Here is a 25191-nt window from a genome sequence, read left to right as displayed (position 1 = left end):
GGGAAAAGATGACTCAAAGAGAGGAGGAGATTATGAATATATGGAAACAAATAGGTCGTCGCATGATGATGACAACATTATTTTTAACAGCGTTTTTTACGACATTTCAAACCTTTTCTGGAGTAAGTGCAGCTCACGTACAAAAGTGGGTAGTTGAACAAGCAAGTGTAGGAAATGAAGATCTGAAGCTTGTAGCGACTAAGCATATGGAAAAGATCAATTCGTTTTTTAGAAAAACTATTCCTGTCATGCAAAAAGAGGAACGCTCGATGTCACAAGTCACTGTTGAAGCAGAGCCTGTCTCGCTTCTAGAGGCAATTGACTGGTCGGTCTATCCTTCAGAACGTGTGATAGCTACTGGCTATACAGCAGGGTATGAATCAACAGGTAAGAATCCTGGACATCCAGGATACGGAATTACATATTCCGGTGTAGAAGTTCATCGTGACTTGTATTCAACGATTGCTGCTGATCCGTCTGTGTTCCCAATTGGCACCATTCTATTCATACCTGGCTATGGATATGGAGTAGTGGCTGATACAGGTTCAGCTATTAAAGGTCATATTATTGATTTGTATTATGACACGGTGGATGAAGTGTTTAATAAATGGGGGAAGCGAGAACTTGAGGTGTATGTCATTGAACGTGGGGATGGCAAATTAACAGCCGAAGAGTTGATGACCCTAAATGAAGATGAAGCGGTTCAAGTATTTAGAAACGAACGTTCCTATGAATAAACGAAACCCCCCTTGCGTTCAATACTCGCAAGGAGGGTTTTTGTCTACGATGAAGAAGGTAAAAGCGGGTCATTTCCATCATCGATTGGGTAATCATCTGGGTGAATAATTGATGCTAACTTCTTTAGTCCAAGCAATAAGCGCGGGGAAGGTCGGCAATAAAGAGGTTCTTCGAGCACATGAACTTGCTGGTTTTTTATCGCTTGCAAATTAGACCAATTGGGACGTTTAAGCAATAGCTCTGGTTTCACCTTTTTGGTCTGAACTCCAACCCAAGCAAGGCAAATATGATCAGGGTTACGGGTGTGAACGTCATTCCAGTCGGTTTGGATACTAGGTTCTTTCATGTCGGCAAACACATTTGTCCCGCCAGCTAGTTCGCTAATTTCTGTTAACCAATTGGTTTGACCAGGCGTAAACACGGGTTTTGGCCACCATTCCCAATAAAGGGTCGGCTTTTCAACCATTGCAGCGATACTTTTATAGTGTTGGAGAAATTGTTGATAGGTATGTACGAGCTCTGTGGCGACTAGGCTTCGCCCGGTTCTTTCTCCTAAGTCAAGGAGGTCATCAGCAATATCGGCTAACGATTGGGGATTGTAGACAACGTGAGGAATACCACGGCGCTCAAGCTCTTCAATATTTCTCTCCATCCCCGGAACACTTAAAGAGGCGAGGACGAGATCTGGTTTGAGTGCTTCAAGCTTCTCCATATCAATCGACAAATCTGGGCCAAGTCGTGGCAAAGATTGCACGCTCTTTGGCCAGTCTGAATAATCATCAACCGCTACTAACTGGTCAATCATGCCTAAGTAGGCAACAAGTTCTGTGTTACTCGGACAAATCGATACAAGTCGCATAATGATACCTCCATGGTTTTATGAGTAGGTAGTAAAAACGAGCCTAACATTTATGTCCGGCCCGTTTTTCGACGATTTAATGAAACAAGTTGTGTAAGATAATTGTCAGAACGATTCCTAATATGGCACCGAAAAACACTTCGATCGGTTGGTGCCCGAGTAATTCTTTTAATTCCTTACGTTTTTCAATTTCTTCTTTTTTTGGCCATGACTTTACTTCGGATACAAGTTTGTTAAAATCAGTGACGAGTTGGTTTAGAACTGTGGCATGATACCCTGCATGTCTTCTCACACCAGTCGCATCGAACATCACAATTATCCCAAACACAGCAGCAACAGCAAAGATTGTTGAGTCAAGACCATGTTCAATCCCGACCGCGGTAGCAAGAGCTGTCACAGCTGCAGAGTGAGAACTTGGCATGCCCCCTGTGCTCGTAAATAAAGTCCAATCAAGTTTTCGTGTAGGGATAAATGCTAGAGGAATTTTAATAAATTGAGCAAAGAAGATCGCAAACAATGCTGCCCAAAGCGGAAAATTTTGAAACATCTCCATGAATGAGTTCTTCCTTTCTATGTAGGCACGGGTTGAGTTTAATCTAGTTAATCTGAATCAAACCATGCGAAAAATCGTTTGAAAATTGATCTCCATTATACCATACTATCTCTTCATAAAACGTACCCGATCTGCAAAGTTATCATTCGTTTCTCGAAATAATCAGAAAATCTGTGTATACTAAAAAAGAAGATCTACACTATGTATTCCAAAATGGAGGAGAATTCAAACATGTTTAAAATTGCTAATGAACTGAATCAACAGGTCAAACATGATGCCCTAATCGTAGGTGCATTTGATAAAGCGCCTCTTAAAGCTGCAGCGCAACAAGTTGATGGCTGGTTAGGTGAACAATTATCAGGTTTAAAAAAGAACGGTAAACTTAAAACGAAACTGGGCGCCGTCACACCGATCTTTACACTAGGTCAAATAGAAACAGACGTTGTCTACGTTGTTGGTTTAGGAAAAGAGGAAGACCTTGATGCCAATGCGTTACGAGAAGTCTTTGCTGCTGCGTGCAAAAAAGCAACAGAAGATCGCGTCAAGTCACTGGCTATTGGGTTAGAGAGCTTTCTGACAGAAGATGCTTATATGGAAGATCTAGCGGTTCTAGCTAGTGAGTCACTTGCACTTAGTACATATCAAGTGGCAGATTACAAAGAAAAAACGAATGAAGTCGATGTTGTGATTGAGGAAGTAACCTTCTACGGATCGGAATTAACGGACACGATCATTGAAGCGGCTGATTGTGGCTATGCTTATGGTGCTGGGACAAACCGTGCGCGTGCCTTAATTAATACACCAGGTAATTTGTTAACACCGACAGACCTTGCTAAGGATGCGAAAGAATTAGCAGAAAAGCATGGCTTTGAAATTGAAATCCTTGAAAGAGAAGATATGGAGAAGCTTGGCATGGGCGCGCTCCTTGCTGTTGCAGCAGGAAGTGACCAACCTCCGAAAATGATTGTTTTAAAATACCAAGCAAAAAAAGACTGGGATGATGTACTTGGTCTTGTCGGAAAAGGTTTAACATTTGATTCAGGTGGCGTATCGATTAAACCGCGTGAAAACATGCATCAAATGAAAATGGATATGGGAGGGGCAGCAGCCGTTCTTGGTGCGATGGACATTATTGGTACGATGAAGCCTGATGTTAATGTCCTTGCTGTCATTCCGTCTTCTGAAAACATGTTAAATGGTTCAGCTCTTAAACCAGGTGATGTGATTCGTGCGATGGATGGCAAGACGATTGAAGTTCGAAACACAGACGCGGAAGGACGCCTCATTCTTGCTGATGGCGTTGCTTATGCGAAGCAATTAGGAGCGACAAGCCTTGTCGATGTGGCTACATTAACAGGAGCGGTTCTGGTTGCTTTAGGGGACTGTACAACAGGTGCGGTGACAAATGATGAAGCATTTATGGAAGAGGTATTAGAAGCATCGATAGAGACGGGCGAATGGATTTGGAGACTACCGAGCTATAAGCCTTATCGTGATATGCTAAAGTCTAGTGATGTGGCTGATCTAAATAACGCACCAGGCCGTCTAGCTGGAACGATCACAGCGGGGCTTTTCATTGGTGAATTTGCTGGCGACACGCCTTGGGTTCACTTAGACATCGCAGGAACCGCTTGGAATGCCAAAGCAAATCATCTATGCCCACTAGGTGGAACAGGAGCAATGGCAAGAACACTTGCTCAATTAGCAATGAACCGTCACATGGGCGAAGAATAAGTTATGAAAGAGGTTAGGACATACAAGAATGTTTAACTGAGAATCCGAACAAGGCGCAAATTCAGCGGATGAAATATACGTAGACTCCTGCGGGATGAAAAGCAACGGTGAAGACCCCACAGTGCGAAGCACGAGGAGGCTCACCAGCTTCCCGCGGAAAGCGAAGTATATTTCAGGAGCGGCTTATTTGCACAGCCTATTATTTGTTTGGATTCTAGTTGGTTAAATTACTTCTGTCCTAGTCCTCTTTTTTTTTTTGAAATGAAGTACAGTTCTCAGTTGAAAAACCCTCATCAACTATTAAATAAACGTTTAATTAATGAGTAAATGTGTAAAAATGCAAAAAAAATAGTAGAACATCTTCATACTTTTTAGACTGAATCGTTTGGAATCAAGATGATTTGGTCGATGCGTCTAGGATATAGACAGCTCGTTAAGTTTATCTTTCGAGAGAGTAGCTCATGCTTTAATACAATGAAATATCGCTAAATTTCCTATTTGTGGAGGGTAGATATTTCCAGTATCATTTTAAAGTAAGTGATTCTTTTTTACTATTTTTTATAGTTTTACAAGGTTAGAGGAAGGAGTGGATACGCGTTTGAACGTATTGCGAAAGCTTGATTACGGGTTGATGAAGCTAGAAGAATACATTTTGAGCTATGCCATTATTGTCATTTCCGTGATGGTCGTTGGCAATGTGCTAAGTCGAGCGATTACAGGAAGTAGCTGGTCTTTTGCAAATGAAGTGAGCCAAATGTCGATCATTATTGCGACGTTTATGGGGCTTAGTTATGCTGCTAGAAAAGGACGACATATTAGCATGTCAGCTTTTTTTGATATCGCACCTTATCCAATCCGAAAAGGGTTAGCAATCGCTATTCCAGCAATCACCGCCGTCATCTTGTTTATTTTAGCTAGCTACTCGGTTGATTACTTTCTATCGGTCTACGAATCAGGTCGTGTGACTACTTCTATGCAGATGCCAGTATACATGATGGTCATCTTCTTACCGATTGGATTCACATTAGGTGGCATCCAATTTTTACGGAATATGTGGATCAATATTAGAGAACGTGATGTGTACTTAGCTCAAGACAAAAAAGATTACTCGTAATCAAACTAATAGATTGTGAGGATAAAATATGGTAGTAACAATGTTAACCGTAATGATTGTTCTGCTTGCACTTGGTTTTCCAATGATGATTCCTATGCTAGCTGCATCAGTCGTTGTCATTATTTTTTTCTTACCGAACGTCGATCCAATGTTTATTGTGCAACAAATGATGGAGGGAATTTCCTCATACGTGCTATTAGCGGTTCCGTTGTTTATCTTCGCAGCTGACATTATGTCAACGGGAAAAACATCGAAACGGCTACTAGATTTTGTTGGTTCGTTTGTCGGTCATGTTCGTGGAGGCTACGCAATTACGACCGCTGCTGCTTGTACATTATTCGGATCGATTTCAGGTTCAACGCAAGCAACGGTTGTAGCCATTGGTAAGCCAATGAGAAAACGCCTTCTGTCGGTAGGGTATAAAGATTCTAGTGCGATTGCTTTAATTATTAATTCGAGTGATATTGCCTTATTGATCCCACCGAGTATTGGAATGATTATTTATGCCTTAGCGGCGCCGAATGTCTCTGTTGGAGATTTATTCATTGCAGGGATTGGGCCAGGGTTACTCATTTTATTGATGTTTGCTTTGTATAGTTACGTCCATGCCCGAGTGTATAACATTCCACGTGGAGAAAAGCTGAGTTGGAAAGCCAGAAGAAAAACGACCGTTCAAGCTTTATTGCCACTAGGGTTTCCAGTCATTATTGTTGGAGGTATTTATTTTGGTTACTTTAGTCCAACAGAAGCGGCAGGGATATCGGTTTTATATGCGTTAATTTTAGAAGTGCTTATTTTCCGCTCGATCAAAATTTTCGATGTGCCGAAGATTGCGTTATCGACAGGACTTGTGACGGCAGCTGTATTTATTTTAGTAGCGGCGGGTCAAGCATTTTCATGGCTGATCTCGTATGCGAGAATTCCAAGGATGATTACGGAGACTGTCATTCCAAGCGACCCAACGGCATTACAAGTGTTGTTGATTGTTGCAATTTTCTTCTTTATTGGGTGTATGTTTGTCGATCCGATTGTTGTTATTTTAATTTTGACACCGATCTTTTATCCGGTCGCGATTCAAGCTGGTGTTGATCCGATTCATCTAGGGATCGTCATTACATTCCAAGCGGCACTTGGTTCTGCAACTCCACCATTTGGGGTTGATATATTCACCGCAAGTGCAGTGTTTAATAAGTCATACTTAGATGTCATACGCGGAACTCCGCCGTACATCGTGATGCTACTAATTGCATCAGCATTAATTATTCTATTTGAGGACATCTCATTATTTTTACTTCGCTTTATGTGATGTTCTTATTAAATAGATCAAAAAAACAGGGGGTATTTGATGAATTTTAAAAAGAGAAATTGGGTAGGTTGGACAATGGCAGGTGCGCTAACAGTCATGCTAGCTGCATGCGGAAGTGACGAGGCAACAACAGACGGGGAAGAGTCTTATGACTGGAGCTTCGTTGTTGAGGAGACAGAGGGGCAAGTACAATATGTTTACGCCCAAGAATTTGCCGAACTTGTTAACGAGAAGACAGATGGGCAAGTCAACATTGATGTGTATGACTTTGGTTCATTAGGTAGTGAAGTAGACCAAGTAGAAGGTGTACAACAAGGTCTTTATGAGATGGGGATCATCTCTCCAGGCTTTACAGGAGGACTTGTTCCAGAAGGGCAAGTATTCTCACTTCAATTTCTATTTCCAGATGATCAAGAAGTCACTCAAGATATTTTAAATACAAGTGAAGCATTAAATACACACTTAGTAGAATTATATGAAGCGCAAAGCATTAAGCCACTAGCGTTTATCTCAGAAGGTGCGATGCAATGGACGGGGAACCGTGAGCTTCGTACACCAGAAGACTTTAATGGATTTAAAATGCGTACTCAGAGTTCTCCACTCATGATGGAGACATACGGTGCTTATGGTGCTGACCCGTCTCCATTAAGCTGGTCAGAGCTTTATGTATCGCTTGACCGTAACACAGTAGATGGTCAAGAAAATCCGATCTTCTTTATTGAAGATGCGTCATTCCATGAAGTGCAAGACCATATGACAATATCTAACCACAACACGTATGTAGCAATGGTGACGATTAACCCAGACATTTATAATGGGTTACCGGATGATATTCGTGCATCGATTGACGAGGCAGTAGAGGAAATGCGTCCTAGAGGATTTGAGATTCAAGCTGAACTGAACGAAGAATTATTAGATTCTATTATTAATGATACAGATAACCCAACTGAAGTTATCGAATTAACAGAAGCTGAGCGTGAAGCGTTCAGTGAGTTACAAATGCCAACACGTGATTTCTTCCGAGATGAGATCATTGGCGATCAAGGTCGTGAAATGTTTGACTTATTATTAGAGGAAATTGCCGAGCACGAATAAAAGGAAAAAGAAGTTAGGACTGTGTCCTAACTTCTTTTTTTTATGGAAGATTGATTAATCCAATGACACTAAAAGCAATGATGACAAGACTTATGAGAATGGTCAGTGGAAGGGCAAATCGTTTGAATGGAGGAAGGGTATATAATTTTCTTGTCCATACATCAAAATTAAATGCAACAATCGCGGTAAATACTGCGACGACACCTAATGTCGGGTCCCACAATCCAAACAGACCGAGTAGTAACACATGTATTAATAAGGACGAGGCGCCTCTTGCAATTGAGTTACTCATCTTCCGTGTAGCGAACTCTGCGATGATTGAGACGGGAAGTAAGTAAAAAAGTAGTCCAGGCAATACGAAAAGAGAAATTAAGTACCAAGCGCTAAAAAAGCCACTAATCTCACCGGTCATCGACAAGTAAGAAGCTAAAAAAAGAATAACGACAAAGGCAGTAAAAATAACGACTTCAAATTTTCTTTTGAACATGTAGTGCTCCTCTCAAAAAACATCATGTGTATAAATCGTACCATCTAGTAGTATCGGATACAAATGACAAACCTTTGTTAAGAGAATGTAATAGTTGAAGTGAAGTCATTGAGTCGGGCCCCTAGAAAGTGCTACAGTGGTGAATGGATAAACATTGTGAAAAGGAGAACGACATGGAGCTAAGAAAGAATAATTATTTTAAAACATTACTTGAGATTTTGATCATATCGACAAGACTCGGTCTTACGTCGTTTGGGGGACCTGTCGCTCATTTAGGGTATTTTCATCAGGAATACGTGAGAAAGCGTCAATGGATGGACGAGAAGAGTTATGCCGACTTAGTCGCCCTTTGTCAATTTTTACCTGGTCCAGCAAGTAGTCAGGTCGGAATTGGCATTGGTGTGATGCGAGCAGGAGTAGTAGGAGGACTGATTTCGTTTATTGGTTTTACGCTGCCATCTGTATTTGCTCTTATTTTGTTTGCGATGTTACTTCAAAGCTTTGATGTAGGGGCATCGGGTTGGATCCACGGACTAAAGATTGTAGCGGTCGTCGTCGTGGCTCATGCGATCTTAGGGATGGCGAAGAACTTAACACCTGATGTGCAAAGAAAAACGATTGCATTGATCGCTTTGATCGGTACGTTACTTTGGCAAACAGCGTTCACGCAAGTGGGGGTCATTATGTTTGCGGCTTTGATTGGGTATCTACTATATAAAGATCATGACTCAATAGACGACGATACACGAATGACCTTTCCAATTAGTAAGAGAACGGCTACGGTGTGTTTAACGTTGTTTTTTGGACTACTCGTGTTGTTACCAATCTTACGGGAAATAACAAGTATTGGTTGGGTTACTTTATTTGATAGTTTCTACCGTGCTGGTTCGCTTGTATTTGGTGGCGGACATGTGGTCTTGCCGTTACTTGAGCGAGAATTTGTTCCGACTGGCTGGGTAAGTGAGGAAGCGTTCTTAGCAGGATATGGTGCCACCCAAGCGGTTCCGGGTCCGTTATTTACGTTTGCTGCATACCTTGGGGCTGTAATCAATGGCTGGCAAGGTGGACTTTTTGCGACAGTGGCGATCTTCTTACCAGCTTTCCTTTTGATCGTCGGAACACTGCCATTTTGGGATGCTCTTCGTCGTCATGATAAAGTACGTGGGGCACTTATGGGGGTTAATGCGGCGGTTGTGGGCATTCTTATCTCTGCATTTTACCAGCCCATTTTCACAAGCTCGATCCTAACACCGCTAGATTTTGCTTTTGGAGCGTTATTATTTAGTATGCTTGTTTATTGGAAATTACCCCCTTGGGTGATAGTCATCACAGGAGCGTTAGGTGGGGCCTTGTTAGGGATGATTTGACGTTATGACTGACCCCTAACGAAGATCACACAAAAGTACAAGCAAACAGTCATGGCAGACGAAGGCATTAAAGGTGTTTTGTTGAGATTACGTTACTAGAAAAAGCGCTCAGAGTCTAGCTCTGAACGCTTTTTCTTTATCGCTTTATCAGATGAAAGAATTTCGTTGACATATAGGTTTATAGGATGATAGTGTATACGTATGATTTAGTTCATTAGTGATTTAGCAAGATAAAGTATGTTGTGGAGGGATATTTGATGAATGCTGTTTTATTAGCTGTCATTGTCATGCTAGTACTAAGCTTGGTGCGTGTTCACGTCGTGCTAGCGTTAATTATTGGTGCGTTAGTCGGTGGACTGTTAGGTGGGCTAGGACTTGAGCAGACAGTCACAGTCTTTAGTGATGGGTTAGGTGGAAGTGCAGCAGTTGCCTTAAGCTATGCATTATTGGGCGCGTTTGCTGTGGCGATTGCACGAACAGGTTTACCAGATATGATGGTAAACAAAGTGATTCAATTTGTAGGACGTGAGGGGGATACGGAGAAACGAGTTTTATCCAAAGCACTTATTTTCTTCTTTGTTTTATTAATTTCTTGTTTTTCTCAAAACGTGATTCCGATTCATATTGCGTTTATCCCGATCTTAATTCCGCCAATTTTAAAAGTGCTTAATCGCTTAGGGGTTGACCGACGAGCAATTGCGGCGATTATTACGTTCGGATTAACGGCACCGTACATTTTCTTACCATATGGATTTGGAGCGATCTTCCACGGGATTGTCGCTGACAATATGGGTGAGAGTGGTCTAGCGATTGAGCTTGGCGACATTCCAGTTGCGATGGCGATTCCTACTGGTGGGCTTGTCCTAGGGCTAATTGTAGCTGTCTTTATTACGTATCGTAAACGTCGCGTGTATGAGGATCGTCCAATTATCGGGGGACAAATAGAGCAAACACCCTACACGGCTTGGTCCATTACAGCAGCTGTCGTTGCGGTCTTAGTCACTTTAATTGTTCAACGTATTTCTGAATCAATGATTATTGCCGGACTTGCTGGGATTGTCGTCTTACTTATCAGTGGGGCGTTAAAATGGAGAGAGTCAGATGAAGTGGTGACAAATGGAATGAAGATGATGGCATTCATCGGTTTCGTTATGCTTGCTGCTTCAGGATTTGCAGCAGTTATTCGCGAAACGGGGCATGTGGAACTGTTGGTTGATCAAGTATCAGGGATTCTAGGAGATAGCAAAGCAATCGCAGCGCTTCTCATGCTCGTTGTTGGCTTATTTATTACAATGGGAATCGGTTCTTCGTTCTCAACGATTCCAATCATTGCGACATTGTTTGTGCCACTTGGTATGGCGGTTGGATTCTCACCAATGGCGATCATTGCTTTAATCGGAACTGCTGGAGCACTAGGGGATGCGGGTGCGCCTGCATCAGATAGTACGCTCGGACCGACAGCTGGTTTGAATGCAGATGGTCAACATAATCATATTTGGGATACATGTGTACCGACATTTTTACACTTTAACATTCCCCTTATGATCTTCGGTTGGATTGCAGCAATGATTTTATAATGGATTTATTTTGAGCCTTTCTCTTGATCAAGGGAAAGGCTTTTTGTTGCAAAGAAAAGCTGCCTAAGACGTTCAGGCAGCTTCATCAGCATATATATTTAGGATGCCACCTTCTGCGGAAGGGGGGAGGTATTTTTATTGACGGTGTGGTAAATACGAACAGATAAAACGGCGGCAAAGATCGTAAAGACAATGTCTTTAATTAGTGGCGCAACCATCCAAGCCCATGCCATACCGTATGTGATGGCATCAAGGTCAGCGATCAATTGATAAGCAAAGTACATATAATTCGTACCGAACACATAGCTTATTGTAAGACCAACAAAGCATGCAATCAAGAAGGTTTGCAAAGATTTTTTACTACTTCTTTCAATGATGAGACCAACAACGAAGGCTATCATTATAAACGAAATCAAAAAGCCAAATGTAGGACTGATCAGCGTACTAAGACCACCCCTGAATTGTGCGAATACAGGGAAGCCAACGAGTCCAATAAGTAGATAAATAATCATTGATAATGCCCCGCGTCGACTACCTAGCAATGCCCCTGCTAATGTGGCAAACAATACCTGTAGTGTAATCGGAACACCGCCGACGACTAAAAAAGATGTGATGTTGGCGCCGATGGCCATTAATGCGGCAAACATGGGAATTAAGATGAGTTCAATTGTTGTGAAGGAACGTTTACGAGTTGCCATTTTTTCACCTCATAGTAATATGTATTTAATAATAGATTAATTGGATGAAGTTGTTTTGTCAACGTCTATTGCTAATTTGGTTTACATACAATATTTGTAGGCCTAAACTCTTAACAGTGATATACTAGATTTAATTTGATAAAAATGCAGGGGGGTACTACACATGGTCAATCAACCAGCAGGGTTTTGGATCCGTTTTGGAGCATCGCTTTTAGATGGATTATTACTAGGGTTAGTTGGAATTATTTTTGCTGCTGTATTAGGATTTTCTGAGACAGGTCAACTTGTATTTGATTCGATTATACAGCTTGGATACTTAATTATTGTTCCTGTTATTTGGGTAGGGTATACAATTGGGAAAAAGATATGCGGCGTTCGTGTCGTTCATATGGACGGATCCGATGTGGGCTTTGGTACGATGGTCTTGCGCGTATTAGTAGCAGGGTTTGTCTATGTGATTACATTAGGAATTGCGTATATTGTATCAGCCTTTATGGTAGGCCTTCGTAAAGACAAGCGAAGCATCCACGATCTATTGGCAAAAACGTACGTGACGTACCAAAAACCAGATGCAGAGCAAAATCCTTATCAAACAGAAGGATAAATAAAAAGGGCAGAAACCAATGAACACGGTTCCTGCCCTTTTTTTATAGATTGTTTACTTCACAGCTTCTTTTAATTGCTTACCCGCTTTGAAAGCAGGTGTTTTTGTTGCGGCAATATCAATCTCTTCGCCAGTTTGTGGGTTACGACCTTTTCTTGCTGCGCGTTCACGTACTTCAAAATTACCAAAGCCGATTAGTTGCACCGTTTCACCCTTTGACATCGTCTCACTAATCACGTCAAATACCTCATTGACCGCATTTCCAGCGTCTTTTTTTGATAATTGAGTGCGTTCAGCAACTTCATTAATTAGTTCTGTTTTATTCATTATCTTCAACTCCTCTAATGTCATCGTCCTGCCAATCTGATACAAGCATTGACAGTATTCATAATTTTATACCTCTTGCATACGCAAAAAGTATTATTTCGGGATCACCCTCGCATGTTTTTGGTGGTAAAGGGTTGCATTAATCTCTCCACCGATAATAATAATTGCACCAGTTAAGAAAAACCAAAGCATTAAAATAATCACGCCCCCTAGACTTCCGTATGTCGCGGAGTAGTTACCGAAATTACTCACGTAGTAGGAAAATGCGAGAGAGATGAATTGCCACCCTACTGTAGCTGTTAATGCCCCAATTATTACTTCTTTAAACTTTAATTTTACATTTGGGGCTGCCCAATATAAAAACATAAGGACAAGATTCATTAATCCAATGCCGACAATCCAGCGGAGGACATTCAACACATCAGCTGTTTCTTTTGGCATAGCAAAGAAAAATTCAATCCCATCAATGATCAGTCTACCAAATACAGGTAACAATAACGTCATCACAACAACGAAGATCATACACATGGTCAATAAGATCGATAACAATCTTAAGGAAAGGAAGTTTCTTGTCTCTTCAATTCCATAAGCACGATTGATTGCACGGATGAGTGCATTAATGCCATTGGATGCTGACCACATCGCAGCAATGACACCAAATGAGACAAGACCGCCTTGAGGCTTACTGATCACTTCAAGCACTGTTGTACCAAATAAATCCGCTAGATCGCTTGGGACATAGTCGTAGATGATGGCGTATACTTGCTCAATGTTCAAATTGAAAAAAGGGAGCAAGGCGATTAGAAAGATAAGTAACGGAAAGATCGAAAGCATGAAATAATAAGCAAACGTCGCAGCCCAATCTGGGATGGGGTCGTTTTTTAATTGCTTGATGAAGTGTTTCATGAATGAATTTTTTTTCATTGATTCGTCCTTTCTCTCGTTAGATCATAACAGGTATCCTATTATGTTCGATTAGTTTTCATTATTCCCCTGCCAACAGTTGATCAAAACTGATGTATAATGAATGATGGAGAAATCATGAAAGGGTGAGAATGTTAATGAGTCGCACAAAATTTTTATTGCAGATTTCAGCTATCTATGCCTTAATTGGTACGTTTATGGGCTCGCATATGGCAGGTGCTGGGTCAATGATGCTTAGAGCCATTCATGCACATATACTAGTCGTCGGTTGGCTATCTTTATTTGCCTTTGCCATTTTTTATCGGGTGTATGCCATTCCGAAACACTCCAAACTAGCTACGCTGCACGTATGGACAGCATTTTTTGGGTCATTTGGGTTAACGGCAGGTATGTACATTTATTACATGAAACCAGAATTCATTCCAGCAACGGTCCAATTATTATTTTACATTATTGGTGGGACAATTTTAGTTGTAAGTTTTATTGTCTTTACGATCATGACCTTTGTTTATGGTAAAGGGATGACGGATAAAGAATGAAGTATATTGCAGATGAACCGAAGCTACTTTGGACGTTACTATTTATCCTAGCCGTGACCTATGCGTCAGTGTTAGAAGGATTGCCACAATACGCAGCGTATGGGGCAATACTCATCAGTTTATTAGCGATTACAACACGGTATCACTTGATCGTGGCAGACGATACTTTAACGATGACGATCAAAGTCGTCGGGATGACGATTAGAACGAAACACTTAAAGGCTTCTGAGCTGAGTGATTTTCAACAGATTGTGGCTGGAACAAAAACCATTTTCATCTTAACTGGAAACGGTGGACAGAAAATGAAGCTACACCGATTTAAACCGATCACTTTCGAAGAGGCATTAGAAGAGTTCGCAGAGCGAAACGGATTGATGGTCAACAAGACGGTTACTAAGCCTAGAAAAGAATCGTGACGTATTCAGAAAAAACAATTAATTAGTTTAGACATTGAAACACTCATTCGATATACTTTAACTAGATAGTAAATAGTGTACGAAACAAGGAGTGATGAGTTTGCCAACGGTCGAAAGTTTTGAGTTAGATCATACGATTGTAAAAGCCCCTTTTGTACGTCATTGTGGAAAACAGGATGTAGGGACAGATGGCGAAGTGAATAAGTTTGACATTCGTTTTTATCAGCCGAACAAGCAAGCGATGAGACCGAATGTCATTCACACGATGGAACATTTACTCGCACTCAATTTGCGTCGCTTCGCTGAAGAGTACGATCATTTTGAAGTGATCGATCTATCACCTATGGGGTGTCAAACAGGATTTTATCTAATCATGAGCGGAGCAATTTCTGTAGAAGAGATCATTGATATTCTTGAGAAGACGATGCGTTACTCGCTTGAACTAGAAGAAGTTCCAGCAGCTACCGAGAAGCAGTGTGGTCAAGCAAAACTTCATGATTTGCGAAATTCCAAAAAGCTAATGGAGTATTGGTTATCCCATGATAAAGCGACATTAAAAGAAGTCTTTGCATAGGGAAGCATTGTCCATCCATTTTCTAAGAGTAAACTTTCTTGTTCAATATGATTCAAGAGGCTGAGACATAACTAAAGTGTTTAACTAAGGATACGAACGAAGCGCTAATTTAGCGAAGTATATGTCAGGAGCGGTTTACATTAGCCGCAACCACATGTTCGGAATTCCATAAGTTTAAACACTCTCGTCTCAGCCTCTTTCTTGTTTACATTGGTGGTTAAACAAGTTAGGATAAAGGCTGTTTACAAGTATAAATACAATCGTTGGTCTCACCTAAAAAGGATGTAAGGAGCAAATATGTATATATTAATAGGAATCGTGTTTGTGATTTGTTTGATTGCACTCGTTGTTACGCTTTATATCGGTAGTGTAGACAATACAAACTACAACACGACAAAAAGTATTAATAACCAATTATGGATGTACCTTGTGCTCATTCCGATTATCACCATCATACTTGTCGTTGCGATTGTCTACTTTTAACCGATTCATAGGACATCTTTCGAGAATTTTAGCTAGATTGAAACTGGGTGGAAACTTAGATAAACTAAGAGTCATGTTAGAATGTGATCACAAGTTTGGAACGAACGATGGAAAGGTGGTACCGCTTTGAATAAAACGTGGTGGAAAGAAAGTATTGTGTATCAAGTTTATCCGAAAAGTTTCAAAGACAGCAACGGAGATGGAATCGGTGATATCCAAGGAATCATTGAAAAGTTAGATTACTTGAGGGAGCTAGGAGCTGATGTTGTCTGGTTGTCACCAGTGTATCAATCACCTAATGATGATAATGGCTACGATATAAGTGATTACGTAAAGATTATGGATGATTTCGGTACGATGGACGACTGGGATCAGCTCTTGGAGGAAATGCATAAGCGTGGAATTAAGCTTGTGATGGACCTAGTTGTAAACCACACTTCTGATGAGCATCAATGGTTTATCGAATCAAAACAATCAAAAGACAATGCGTACCGTGACTATTATATATGGAGACCTGGGAACAAATCAGAACCTCCGACAGACTGGATCGCTTCTTTTGGTGGCTCAGCATGGAAATATGATGACACAACGGGTGAGTACTTCTTACATATGTTCTCAGAGAAACAACCCGACCTCAATTGGGAAAACGAAAAGGTTCGTCAAGATGTATATGAGATGATGCGATTTTGGTTAGATAAAGGGGTCGATGGATTCCGAATGGATGTTATTAATATGATATCGAAAAAAGAAATCCTACCGACCTACGACGAGTTTCTAACGGGAGACCAAGAGGCAGACTCGTACCAGTTTAATCTACCGGGTGTTCATGATTACTTGCGTGAGATGAATGAAGAAGTCCTTTCAAAGTATGACATTCTGACAGTTGGTGAGTGTCCAAAGGTGACACCAAGTGAAGCGATTCGTTACACAGCTGATCAACGACAAGAGTTGAATATGGTGTTTCAATTTGAACATATGGGGCTTGATAAGTATAAAGGAAAAAGCAAGTGGGAAATAAAGCCATTGGAACTCCTAGAGCTAAAGGAGAATTTATCAAAATGGCAAAACGAATTGGCTAATGATGGGTGGAACAGTTTGTATTGGTGCAATCATGACCAACCACGTATTGTCTCGAGGTTTGGGGATGATAAGCTATACCATCGTGAATCAGCAACAATGCTTGCTACACTTCTCCATATGATGAAGGGGACTCCGTACATTTATCAAGGGGAAGAAATTGGGATGACTAATATTCAGTTTGAAGACATCTCAGAGTATAGAGATATTGAAACGCTTAATTATTACAACGAAATGATAGATAGTTATGGAGCGAGTAAACATGAGATCATGCCAGCTATCTATGCAAAAAGTAGAGATAATGCAAGAACTCCTATGCAGTGGGATTCGAGTGACCAAGCAGGCTTTACAACAGGTACACCGTGGATTAAGGTCAATACTAATTACGAACGAATCAATGTAAAAGCAGCTCTTCAAGATGAGAATTCTATTTTCTATTATTACAAAAAATTAATTGAACTTAGGAAAGCTCATGAAGTGATCGTTTATGGAACATATGAACTGGTTGCATTTGATCACCCGTCTATTTTTGCTTACGAACGTGAATTAAATGAAGAAGCATTGTTGGTCGTATGTAATTTTTATGCAGAAGAAGCAAGCTTTGAATTAGGTACGTCATCGAAGCCGGTAGAGGTTTTAATTAGTAACTATGAGGCGACAGTACCTACAGAGGATATTGTTACACTAAAACCGTATGAAGCTGTAGTATATAAAATTGATAAGAACTCTCACTAATTAAAGTGGGAGTTTTTTCTCTGAAAGGCTAGCTTAATCGAAAATATGTACATAAAATAAAAGAAATGATTAGATGGGGAGGAAATAGTATGTTTAATAAACAAGAACAAGATGCGATTTATAAGGTAATTGCGACGAGACGGGATGTACGTACATTTTTAACTACCCCAGTAGAGGACGAGAAAATAGAGAGAATTATTGAAGCAGGGCATCAAGGTCCTTCTGTTGGCTTCATGCAACCATGGAATTTTGTCGTTGTCAAAAGTGATGAAGTGAAAGAAAAGTTAGCTTGGGCGGCTGATAAGGAGAAGCGAGCATTAGCGATCCATTATGAGAATAAGGACGAGCGTCATCAGACATTCTTATCTCTTAAGATTGAAGGGTTAAAACAGGCACCAGTCACGATTTGTGTGACGTGTGATCCGACTCGTGGTGGATCCCATGTGTTAGGAAGAAACTCTATTCCTGAAACAGATATGCTTTCAACGGCTTGCGCGATACAGAATATGTGGCTCGCAGCGACGGCAGAAGGGTTAGCATTAGGCTGGGTGAGCTTTTACAAGAAAAATGATGTTCGAGATATCCTAAATATCCCGCCACATGTCGAACCGCTTGCCCTTCTTTCCATCGGGTACACAGAAAACTATCCAAAACAACCAATTCTACAATCATCAGGTTGGGAAAAGCGTCGCGAGCTTGAGGAATTGATCTTCAAGGAAAAGTGGGGAGAACGGTAAGAAAAGATAATGTGAAGAGGTTAGGACAAAATTAGGTAAAAACTAAGAAGGCGAACATGTAGTGTATTTCCGGAGCGATTTATATACGTCTACTTGCCTTCACATTCGGACTTCTAGGTTTTAAAATGCTTTTGTCCATGCCTCTTTTTCATATGCACGGGCTTGTTATAAAGGCAGTGTCAAGTCATCAGATGGGGTAGTGTTGACCTTTGTCACTTGTTCCATTAAGTGTAGTGCCTCTTGATTGGCTTTTAAGGTGTTGGATGCACAACAATCGCTTGGAACATAGATATGGTAGTCGCGCATATACGCATCATTGGCTGTGAATTGCACACACATATTGCCAGCAGCGCCCGTGATTATTAATGTATCCACATCAAGGTGCTCAAGTAACAGATTTAATGGGGTAGCGAAAAAGCCAGAGAATTTTGGCTTCAATACGAAATAATCTCTTTTGTAATCAGGCCTTAATAATTCCACGATTTTCTTGCCTTTCACATCATTTTCGAGGCAATGGTTGACAAGGTGTGGAAAATCAGATTGCCACTTACCATAATTATCATTCACATAAATGACAGGGATGTTTGCAGAGGCAGCACGTTCTTTTAAAGCGGCTATTTTTTTGGCTGCAGGCAGGGCATGTTCGATGAGAAGTTCGGAATCTTCAAACTCAAAATCACTAATCATATCAATAATAAGTAACGCGGTATTGTTATTCGACGAATTCGATAATTGCATATAACTCACTCCTTCAAAACTTTTAATTCAGAATTTTATGTGAAAATGATTTTCTCTATTCGCTGATATGTTATGATAAACAAAATTAATCGAAACCATGCATGTAACAGCGAGAGGAGATACTCAGATGATCCAAAGAGCAATTGAACTTTTACATATTATTGAGGAGAACGGACGAGAATCTATTCCAACCTTAGCAAAAATGATAGATGCTACGGAAGAAGAAGTAAAGGGATTACTGAAAATGCTAGAGGACAAACATATTATTCTAAGCTACTCGGCAGTGATTGACTGGAGTAAGGTTGAACAAAATGAAATGGTTACAGCTATGATTGATGTGAAAGTGACACCGCAAAGAGGTGTAGGATTTGATCAAGTTGCAGAGCGCATCTATCGATTTAAAGAAGTAAAAGCTTTGTACTTAATGAGTGGTGCTTATGATCTTTCTGTTGTGATCGAAGGAAAAACAATGTCTGAAATTGCACGTTTTGTCTCTGAAAAACTTTCCACGGTTGAGTCGGTGTTATCGACAACAACCCATTTTCAGCTAAAAAAATACAAGCATGATGGTGTGGTATTTGGTGAAGGAGAGCAAGATCGCCGAATTGTGGTGGCTCCATGAGCACAACTCAATTAAACAAACGTTTGTCTAAACGTGTCCAATCGATTAAACCATCCGGGATTCGTCGTTTTTTTGACCTTGCATCGAGCATGGATAACATCATCTCATTGGGGGTTGGCGAACCGGATTTTGTGACGCCATGGAATATTCGTGAAGCAAGCATTTCTTCAATGGAACGAGGATTTACAGCATATTCAGCGAATGCGGGAATCATTGAATTACGCGAGGCGATTTCCGATTATATGCAGACACGATTTCAAGTGAGCTATGATCCTGAAACGGAGATTTTGGTTACTGTCGGAGCGAGTGAAGCAATTGATGTTGGCATGCGTGCTGTTCTTGATGAAGGGGACGAAGTGATTGTCGTTGAGCCAAGCTTCGTTTCCTATGCCCCACTCGTATCGATGGCTGGTGGTGTCCCTGTTGCTGTTGGCACCCAGCTTGAGACAGACTTTAAAGCACAAGCCAAGCACATTGAGTCGGCAATTACTGATCGAACAAAAGCGATCATGCTCTGTTTCCCTAATAATCCTACAGGCTCTACAATGAACAAAGAGGAACTGCAAGAGCTTGCTGACCTAGTTGAACGTCATGATCTTCTCGTCTTCTCTGATGAAATTTACGCGGAGTTAACGTATGATGAGGAACATGTTTGTTTCTCTCATCTAAAAGGGATGAGAGAGCGAACAATTATTATTTCTGGTTTTTCAAAAGCGTTCGCAATGACGGGCTGGCGTTTAGGCTTTGTCTGTGCACCACCTGACTTACTATCGGCCATGCTAAAGATCCATCAATATAGTTTAATGTGTGCACCGACGATGGCTCAATATGGTGCGCTAGAAGCATTAAAGACCGGGATGGACGAGGTGGCTACGATGAAACAGTCGTACAAGCAGAGGCGAAATTATTTTGTGAAATCCCTGACAGAGATCGGACTAGAGTGTCATACGCCTGGAGGGGCATTTTATGCATTTCCATCTATCAAAAAAACAGGACTAAGCTCGGAACAATTTGCTGAAAAATTACTGTTAGCAGAACGTGTAGCGGTTGTGCCGGGCGGAGTGTTTGGTGAAGGTGGAGAGGGACATATTCGCTGTTCTTATGCGACGTCGATGGAGAATCTTGAGCAATCGGTTGAGAGAATTGGAAGATTTCTAAAGCGATTTTAAACGATGCGCATTTCACTTAGTGGAGTGCGTGTGTTTTTTTATGTAATCAAAAAAATGAGGCAAGAGCATGGCCGCTCTAGCCTCAATTATGGGGGAAATACGATTGTAATACCCATTATGCACGCTTTTAATTTTTTTAAACATTGATTCATAAAAAAATTGTTTATTTGTATTGAGAACGGAAAAACGGTAAGATTTCATCAAGAACTTACTAAGGATTTGTGTAAAAATATAGATGGAAAGGGAGATGAATATGTCTCTTAAACGAATTAGAGAAGAGAATCCACTGATTCATTGTATGACCAACGTCGTTGTGACGAATTTTACGGCAAATGGTCTTCTTGCTTTAGGTGCTTCACCAGTCATGGCTTATGCAAAAGAAGAAGTAGCTGACCTCGCTAGTATCGCAGGAGCACTTTTATTAAACATCGGGACGTTATCAACCGAAGAAGTAGAAGCAATGATGATCGCTGGACAAGCAGCAATGAAAAATCAAGTGCCTGTCGTTTTAGACCCTGTCGGTGCGGGGGCTACTGCTTTTCGAACAGAGGCTAGCTTGAAAATTTTAAGAGAAGTCGATGTTGCGGTTTTACGAGGAAATGCCGGTGAGATAGCCTCGCTATGTGGAATGGATGCTTCTGTCAAAGGTGTTGATGGGGCGATGGAGGGAGACACGATTGAACTTGCAAAAACGGCAGCCAAACAATTTTCATGTATCGCTGTTGTCACAGGGGAAGTCGATGTAATTACAGATGGGACGCATGTACACACGATTTACAATGGACACCCTTGGCTAACGAAAGTCGTTGGAACAGGTTGTTTACTCGGTGCTGTGGTGGCATCGTTTATAGCGGTTGCTCGTCATGATATACTAGAGGCATGTGTGGATGCAGTTGCTTACTACGGGATTGCAAGTGAGCGAGCGTTTGCAAGAACAAATGAAGAAGGCATTGGTTCGTTTCAACAAGAGTTTCTGAATCAATTAAATAAAATGACCGATCAGTCCGTGGCAGAATTAAAACGAACGGAACAATAAGGAAAAGAAAGAGGCTTATCCATGATAGAGACGTTTCAAATAGACGGAATTCCGTCACATTACCAACAAGTGTTAGAAGACATGGGAGTTACAAAACCAACAGACATTCAAGCAAAAATGATTCCTGAAGCATTAGCAGGACAATCGATTATTGCTCGTTCTCAAACGGGCACAGGCAAAACATTGGCTTTTTTATTGCCGATCTTATCAAAAATTAGTGAAAATGAAAAAGGTTTACAAGCGTTAATTCTAGCTCCTACTCAAGAGCTAGCTATGCAAATTGTTGAAGTCGCAAGAAAACTTACGGAAAATAATCCGATTGAAATCGGATCATTCATCGGTGGGGCGAATGTGAAACGTCAACTTGAACGATTGAAGAAGAAAAAACCACAACTAGCAGTGGGTACACCAGGTCGTGTGCTAGAACTAATTGAAATGAAAAAATTAAAATTAAATGAGTTGAAAGTAGTAGCAGTTGATGAAGCCGATCGCATGATGGGTGAGAAACCCTCTTGGGATGCCTTTACTGAAATTGCTAAACGTACAGGTCGTGACCGCCAGTTCTTATTTGTTTCAGCGACATTACCGAAAGATTTTGCCGATCAAATTTCAACATTTGCTCCGTTCACAGTTGAGCTAGAAGCAACAGGTGGACTAGTGATGGAGAACATTGAACATTTATTTGTACGTGTAGAATCAAGAGATCGAGTCGACATGGCTCGTAAACTCATTCATGCAGAAGACATTAAAAAAGGCATTGTGTTTGTTAATCAGTTAGAGAAGTTAGCAGAAACAACCGATAAACTTCTGTATCGTAAAGTAAAGGCTGCTTCTTTATCTTCTGATAGCGCCAAGCAAGAGCGTGAGAAGGCGTTACAAGGCTTCCGTAAAGGAGATACCCATATTCTTGTAGCTACTGATCTTGCTGCTCGTGGGCTAGATGTCGATGATGTGACACATATTATTCAATTAGACCCTCCGGCGAGTCCTGATAGCTATCTTCACCGCTCTGGCCGAACAGGACGGATGGGGAAAGTGGGAACGGTTGTGACCTTGATCGAGCGCAAGGATGAATACAAGCTTGAAAAATACAAACGTGACCTTGGAATTAAGCTTGAGGAACGATTTGTGACACAAGGCATGTTAACGGATGAACAACCGAAAGTGAAAAGAAAATAATTTTTATTGGATTTGAGCCGTCAGAGTTGATTAGACGGCTTTTTTTGTGGGATTTTGTAGCATTTTCCCGTTTGTTTTTTCACATCATGAATAATAAGTTAATTTACGGATCGGTAAATACCTGTTAGGATGAAACTACAGACTTAGACGTATGATAAGGTGAAAAGAATTAAAAAAATTTTTTTTGCGTAAAGTCAAATCATGTGTTAAAATTAAAAGGTTAATAAATAGTTAGGAGATGTATGTTCATGTCAAATTATGAAGTAGGCAGTATTGTTGAAGGTAAAATAACAGGAATCAAACCTTTTGGTGCGTTCGTTGCAATCGATGAGCACAAGCAAGGGTTAGTTCACATTTCGGAGGTAGCTCACGGTTTCGTTAAGGATATTAATGATGTTCTTACTGTTGGTGATGAAGTGAAAGTTAAAATCATGAGCGTTGAAGAAGCGTCAGGAAAAATTTCTCTATCAATCCGTGCTACTCAAGAAGCTCCTGAGCGTCCAGCTCGTCCAGCTAAGCCTCGTAACACTGGCGGTGGACAAGGCCAAGGCGGCGGTGGTCGTAAGCCAAACTTCCAACAAAAGCCACAACAAGGTTTCAACACTCTTGAAGATAAGCTTAAAGAATGGTTAAAGCAATCTAACGAAATTCAAGCTGATCTTAACAAGCGTGCAAAGAAATAAATCGTATAAAAAAAACACCCGATTTTATCGGGTGTTTTTTTTATGTCTGATGAACATATACTAGAATGCTCATCTGAATCAAAAAAGCATCTCAAAATGTGTTTTTGAGATGCTCATCCACTATTTATTAACGTTCTGTCTCTGGCACGCGCTCAAGTTCCTCATCAGGCTTGAACAGAATTGAAATACAATAAAGACCAGCAAGACCAACAAGGGCATAAATTACACGAGAAAGGCCTGCTGCTTGTCCGCCGAAAATAGCGGCGACAAGATCAAAACGGAAGAATCCGATCAGACCCCAGTTAACTGCGCCAATAATCGCTAACACAAGCGCTGTACGTTGAATACCACTCACACCAATCACCTCCACCTATACAGGATTTGCACAACCGTCGATGTGAGGGTGTGCTTCCCTTTTAGAATGAGGATAAAGGTGAACATTTATGCAGTTTATCTCCTTCCTATTGTTAGGAGAGCTTGTTAGATGTTGGAAACGCTTAAACCGAGTCGGATTGCTTTACATGAACGAATGCTTTTGTTGATAATGATAAAGAGATCTTAATTTAATGAGGAGGATACATATGAATCCATTCGTGTTTAAAAACCCAACGAAATTAGTATTCGGTGAAGGACAAAACGAACAAATTGGTAAAGAAGTAGGACGCTACGGCAAACGCGTGCTTTTAGTGTATGGTGGTGGCAGTATTAAGAAAAATTGTCTGTACGATCTTGTGAGTAACCAATTAAGTGAGATTGGGGCAGAGGTGACAGAACTTGCAGGTGTCGAACCTAACCCTCGTCTAACAACCGTTCGAAAAGGAATTGAGCTATGCCGTGAGCATGAAATCGAATTTATTTTAGCTGTTGGTGGCGGAAGTGTAATTGATGCGACAAAAGCAATTGCTGTCGGTGCGAAATATGATGGCGACATTTGGGATGTTATTACAAAGAAAGATACACCGAAAGGAGCTCTCCCGTTCGGAACGGTTCTGACTCTTGCAGCGACTGGATCAGAGATGAATGCAGGCTCTGTTATTACAAATTGGGAAACAAGTGAAAAGATCGGATGGGGAAGTCCTTACTCATTCCCGAAATTCTCGATTCTTGATCCTAAAAACACAGTGTCAGTCCCAGAAGATCAAACTGTCTACGGAATGGTTGATATGATGAGTCATGTCGTCGAAGCCTATTTTCATCATGCTGAGAACACAGCGTTACAAGATCGTATTATGGAATCCATCTTATTAACGGTGATGGAAGTGGCGCCGAAGTTACTAGAAGATCGTGAATCAATTGAACATCGTGAAACGGTGCTATATTGTGGAACAATGGCATTAAATGGCATCACTCAAATGGGTCTACGTGGAGACTGGGCAACGCATAACATTGAACATGCAGTCTCGGCGGTTTATGATATTCCTCATGCAGGAGGCTTAGCGATTATCTTCCCACATTGGATGCGTCATACATTACACGAGCGTAACGAACGTCACGTTCAGTTGGCGACTAGAGTACTTGGTGTAGACCCTACAGGTAAATCTGATAAAGATATTGCGCTTGAAGGAATTGAGAAGCTTTCAGCGTTCTGGACAAAAATTGGTGCGCCAAATCGCTTAGCAGATTATGATATCGATCAATCACAAATCGAACGCATGGCAGGAATTGCTGCTGCAAATGGAGAGTTCGGTAACTTCAAGAAGTTAACAAAAGAAGATGTAGAACAAATTTTAACAAACGCTCTATAAACGACAAGAAGAGGCTGGGACATAAAGAAGTGTTTAACCGAAAATCTGAACAAAATCTGATCAACGTACAAATTT

Annotated in this window: 28 protein-coding genes; 20 read left to right on the top strand and 8 right to left on the bottom strand. The window is 40.9% G+C overall.

Annotated elements, in window-relative coordinates; all coding sequences use genetic code 11:
• Nucleotides 1–32: 32 nt before the first annotated feature.
• Nucleotides 33–737 carry a 3D domain-containing protein gene (locus tag CDZ88_RS12685; protein ID WP_100373900.1) on the top strand — a complete coding sequence of 235 codons (705 nt, stop codon included), beginning with the start codon at nucleotides 33–35 and terminating at the stop codon, nucleotides 735–737.
• Between the two features lie 44 nt (nucleotides 738–781).
• Here the strand turns inward: CDZ88_RS12685 and CDZ88_RS12680 are convergent, their stop codons facing one another.
• Together CDZ88_RS12680 and CDZ88_RS12675 are read right to left on the bottom strand one after the other, a co-directional pair.
• Nucleotides 782–1597 carry a cobalamin-binding protein gene (locus CDZ88_RS12680; RefSeq protein ID WP_100373899.1) on the bottom strand — a complete coding sequence of 272 codons (816 nt, stop codon included), beginning with the start codon at nucleotides 1595–1597 and terminating at the stop codon, nucleotides 782–784.
• A 76-nt stretch (nucleotides 1598–1673) separates the two neighbouring features.
• On the bottom strand, nucleotides 1674–2150 hold the full coding sequence (locus CDZ88_RS12675) for a divergent PAP2 family protein (protein WP_100373898.1): 477 nt from the start codon (nucleotides 2148–2150) through the stop codon (nucleotides 1674–1676).
• Nucleotides 2151–2381: 231 nt separating this feature from the next.
• Between CDZ88_RS12675 and CDZ88_RS12670 the strand changes: the two genes are divergently transcribed.
• From CDZ88_RS12670 to dctP, 4 genes are all read left to right on the top strand, one after another.
• On the top strand, nucleotides 2382–3884 hold the full coding sequence (locus tag CDZ88_RS12670; protein WP_100373897.1) for a leucyl aminopeptidase: 1503 nt from the start codon (nucleotides 2382–2384) through the stop codon (nucleotides 3882–3884).
• Nucleotides 3885–4482: 598 nt separating this feature from the next.
• Nucleotides 4483–4998, top strand: a complete 516-nt coding sequence (locus CDZ88_RS12665) for a TRAP transporter small permease (protein ID WP_100373896.1) — start codon at nucleotides 4483–4485, stop codon at nucleotides 4996–4998.
• Between the two features lie 28 nt (nucleotides 4999–5026).
• Complete coding sequence (locus CDZ88_RS12660) at nucleotides 5027–6304, top strand: TRAP transporter large permease (protein ID WP_100373895.1); 1278 nt, start codon at nucleotides 5027–5029, stop codon at nucleotides 6302–6304.
• Nucleotides 6305–6343: 39 nt separating this feature from the next.
• Nucleotides 6344–7399: a TRAP transporter substrate-binding protein DctP gene (gene dctP / locus CDZ88_RS12655; protein ID WP_100373894.1), complete on the top strand. Its 1056-nt coding sequence runs from the start codon at nucleotides 6344–6346 to the stop codon at nucleotides 7397–7399.
• A gap of 40 nt (nucleotides 7400–7439) precedes the next feature.
• Here dctP and CDZ88_RS12650 read toward each other — a convergent pair whose 3' ends face one another.
• The gene (locus CDZ88_RS12650; RefSeq protein WP_100373893.1) at nucleotides 7440–7886 is read right to left on the bottom strand and encodes a hypothetical protein; all 447 of its coding nucleotides are present in this window, start codon (nucleotides 7884–7886) and stop codon (nucleotides 7440–7442) included.
• A 173-nt stretch (nucleotides 7887–8059) separates the two neighbouring features.
• Between CDZ88_RS12650 and CDZ88_RS12645 the strand changes: the two genes are divergently transcribed.
• Nucleotides 8060–9253, top strand: coding sequence for a chromate transporter (locus tag CDZ88_RS12645; protein WP_100373892.1), 1194 nt, complete (start codon nucleotides 8060–8062; stop codon nucleotides 9251–9253).
• Between the two features lie 257 nt (nucleotides 9254–9510).
• Nucleotides 9511–10830: a Na+/H+ antiporter family protein gene (locus tag CDZ88_RS12635; protein ID WP_100373891.1), complete on the top strand. Its 1320-nt coding sequence runs from the start codon at nucleotides 9511–9513 to the stop codon at nucleotides 10828–10830.
• Nucleotides 10831–10928: 98 nt separating this feature from the next.
• Here the strand turns inward: CDZ88_RS12635 and CDZ88_RS12630 are convergent, their stop codons facing one another.
• Nucleotides 10929–11528 carry a biotin transporter BioY gene (locus CDZ88_RS12630; RefSeq protein ID WP_100373890.1) on the bottom strand — a complete coding sequence of 200 codons (600 nt, stop codon included), beginning with the start codon at nucleotides 11526–11528 and terminating at the stop codon, nucleotides 10929–10931.
• 163 nt (nucleotides 11529–11691) lie between these two features.
• Between CDZ88_RS12630 and CDZ88_RS12625 the strand changes: the two genes are divergently transcribed.
• Nucleotides 11692–12132, top strand: a complete 441-nt coding sequence (locus CDZ88_RS12625; protein ID WP_100373889.1) for an RDD family protein — start codon at nucleotides 11692–11694, stop codon at nucleotides 12130–12132.
• A gap of 54 nt (nucleotides 12133–12186) precedes the next feature.
• On the opposite strand, the gene CDZ88_RS12620 is transcribed toward CDZ88_RS12625, so the two are convergent.
• Nucleotides 12187–12459: an HU family DNA-binding protein gene (locus tag CDZ88_RS12620; protein ID WP_100373888.1), complete on the bottom strand. Its 273-nt coding sequence runs from the start codon at nucleotides 12457–12459 to the stop codon at nucleotides 12187–12189.
• A 93-nt stretch (nucleotides 12460–12552) separates the two neighbouring features.
• Entirely contained in the window at nucleotides 12553–13383 is an 831-nt protein-coding gene (locus CDZ88_RS12615) for a YihY/virulence factor BrkB family protein (RefSeq protein ID WP_100373887.1), read from the bottom strand.
• A 137-nt stretch (nucleotides 13384–13520) separates the two neighbouring features.
• On the opposite strand from CDZ88_RS12615, the gene CDZ88_RS12610 reads away from it, so the two are divergent.
• The 6 genes from CDZ88_RS12610 (at nucleotide 13521) to bluB (ending at nucleotide 17944) form a co-directional block, all read left to right on the top strand.
• On the top strand, nucleotides 13521–13922 hold the full coding sequence (locus CDZ88_RS12610; RefSeq protein WP_100373886.1) for a hypothetical protein: 402 nt from the start codon (nucleotides 13521–13523) through the stop codon (nucleotides 13920–13922).
• On the top strand, nucleotides 13919–14338 hold the full coding sequence (locus CDZ88_RS12605; RefSeq protein ID WP_100373885.1) for a hypothetical protein: 420 nt from the start codon (nucleotides 13919–13921) through the stop codon (nucleotides 14336–14338). Before CDZ88_RS12610 ends, CDZ88_RS12605 begins: the two co-directional genes overlap by 4 nt.
• Nucleotides 14339–14438: 100 nt before the next feature.
• Nucleotides 14439–14912 carry an S-ribosylhomocysteine lyase gene (locus CDZ88_RS12600; protein ID WP_100373884.1) on the top strand — a complete coding sequence of 158 codons (474 nt, stop codon included), beginning with the start codon at nucleotides 14439–14441 and terminating at the stop codon, nucleotides 14910–14912.
• A gap of 297 nt (nucleotides 14913–15209) precedes the next feature.
• Nucleotides 15210–15395: a BshB3 potential contributor to bacillithiol synthesis gene (locus tag CDZ88_RS12595; RefSeq protein ID WP_100373883.1), complete on the top strand. Its 186-nt coding sequence runs from the start codon at nucleotides 15210–15212 to the stop codon at nucleotides 15393–15395.
• Nucleotides 15396–15521: 126 nt separating this feature from the next.
• Nucleotides 15522–17207, top strand: coding sequence for a glycoside hydrolase family 13 protein (locus tag CDZ88_RS12590; RefSeq protein ID WP_100373882.1), 1686 nt, complete (start codon nucleotides 15522–15524; stop codon nucleotides 17205–17207).
• 89 nt (nucleotides 17208–17296) lie between these two features.
• Nucleotides 17297–17944: a 5,6-dimethylbenzimidazole synthase gene (gene bluB, locus CDZ88_RS12585; protein WP_100373881.1), complete on the top strand. Its 648-nt coding sequence runs from the start codon at nucleotides 17297–17299 to the stop codon at nucleotides 17942–17944.
• A 165-nt stretch (nucleotides 17945–18109) separates the two neighbouring features.
• Here the strand turns inward: bluB and CDZ88_RS12580 are convergent, their stop codons facing one another.
• Entirely contained in the window at nucleotides 18110–18682 is a 573-nt protein-coding gene (locus tag CDZ88_RS12580) for a cysteine hydrolase family protein (protein WP_100373880.1), read from the bottom strand.
• Between the two features lie 127 nt (nucleotides 18683–18809).
• Between CDZ88_RS12580 and CDZ88_RS12575 the strand changes: the two genes are divergently transcribed.
• The 5 genes from CDZ88_RS12575 (at nucleotide 18810) to yugI (ending at nucleotide 23371) form a co-directional block, all read left to right on the top strand.
• Nucleotides 18810–19304, top strand: coding sequence for an Lrp/AsnC family transcriptional regulator (locus CDZ88_RS12575; RefSeq protein WP_100373879.1), 495 nt, complete (start codon nucleotides 18810–18812; stop codon nucleotides 19302–19304).
• Nucleotides 19301–20473, top strand: coding sequence for an aminotransferase (locus CDZ88_RS12570; RefSeq protein ID WP_100373878.1), 1173 nt, complete (start codon nucleotides 19301–19303; stop codon nucleotides 20471–20473). Before CDZ88_RS12575 ends, CDZ88_RS12570 begins: the two co-directional genes overlap by 4 nt.
• Before the next feature lie 253 nt (nucleotides 20474–20726).
• Nucleotides 20727–21509: a hydroxyethylthiazole kinase gene (gene thiM / locus CDZ88_RS12565; RefSeq protein WP_269799261.1), complete on the top strand. Its 783-nt coding sequence runs from the start codon at nucleotides 20727–20729 to the stop codon at nucleotides 21507–21509.
• A 21-nt stretch (nucleotides 21510–21530) separates the two neighbouring features.
• Complete coding sequence (locus CDZ88_RS12560; protein WP_100373876.1) at nucleotides 21531–22688, top strand: DEAD/DEAH box helicase; 1158 nt, start codon at nucleotides 21531–21533, stop codon at nucleotides 22686–22688.
• A 248-nt stretch (nucleotides 22689–22936) separates the two neighbouring features.
• Entirely contained in the window at nucleotides 22937–23371 is a 435-nt protein-coding gene (yugI, locus tag CDZ88_RS12555) for a S1 domain-containing post-transcriptional regulator GSP13 (protein ID WP_100373875.1), read from the top strand.
• 127 nt (nucleotides 23372–23498) lie between these two features.
• Here yugI and CDZ88_RS12550 read toward each other — a convergent pair whose 3' ends face one another.
• Nucleotides 23499–23726 carry a DUF378 domain-containing protein gene (locus CDZ88_RS12550; RefSeq protein ID WP_100373874.1) on the bottom strand — a complete coding sequence of 76 codons (228 nt, stop codon included), beginning with the start codon at nucleotides 23724–23726 and terminating at the stop codon, nucleotides 23499–23501.
• 226 nt (nucleotides 23727–23952) lie between these two features.
• Between CDZ88_RS12550 and CDZ88_RS12545 the strand changes: the two genes are divergently transcribed.
• Complete coding sequence (locus tag CDZ88_RS12545) at nucleotides 23953–25116, top strand: iron-containing alcohol dehydrogenase (protein WP_100373873.1); 1164 nt, start codon at nucleotides 23953–23955, stop codon at nucleotides 25114–25116.
• Nucleotides 25117–25191: the final 75 nt, after the last annotated feature.

The organism is Bacillus sp. FJAT-45037, from assembly GCF_002797325.1.
In the GTDB taxonomy this organism is placed as follows: Bacteria; Bacillota; Bacilli; order Bacillales; family Bacillaceae_D; genus Alkalihalophilus.
This window is presented reverse-complemented; position numbering and strand designations above follow the sequence as displayed.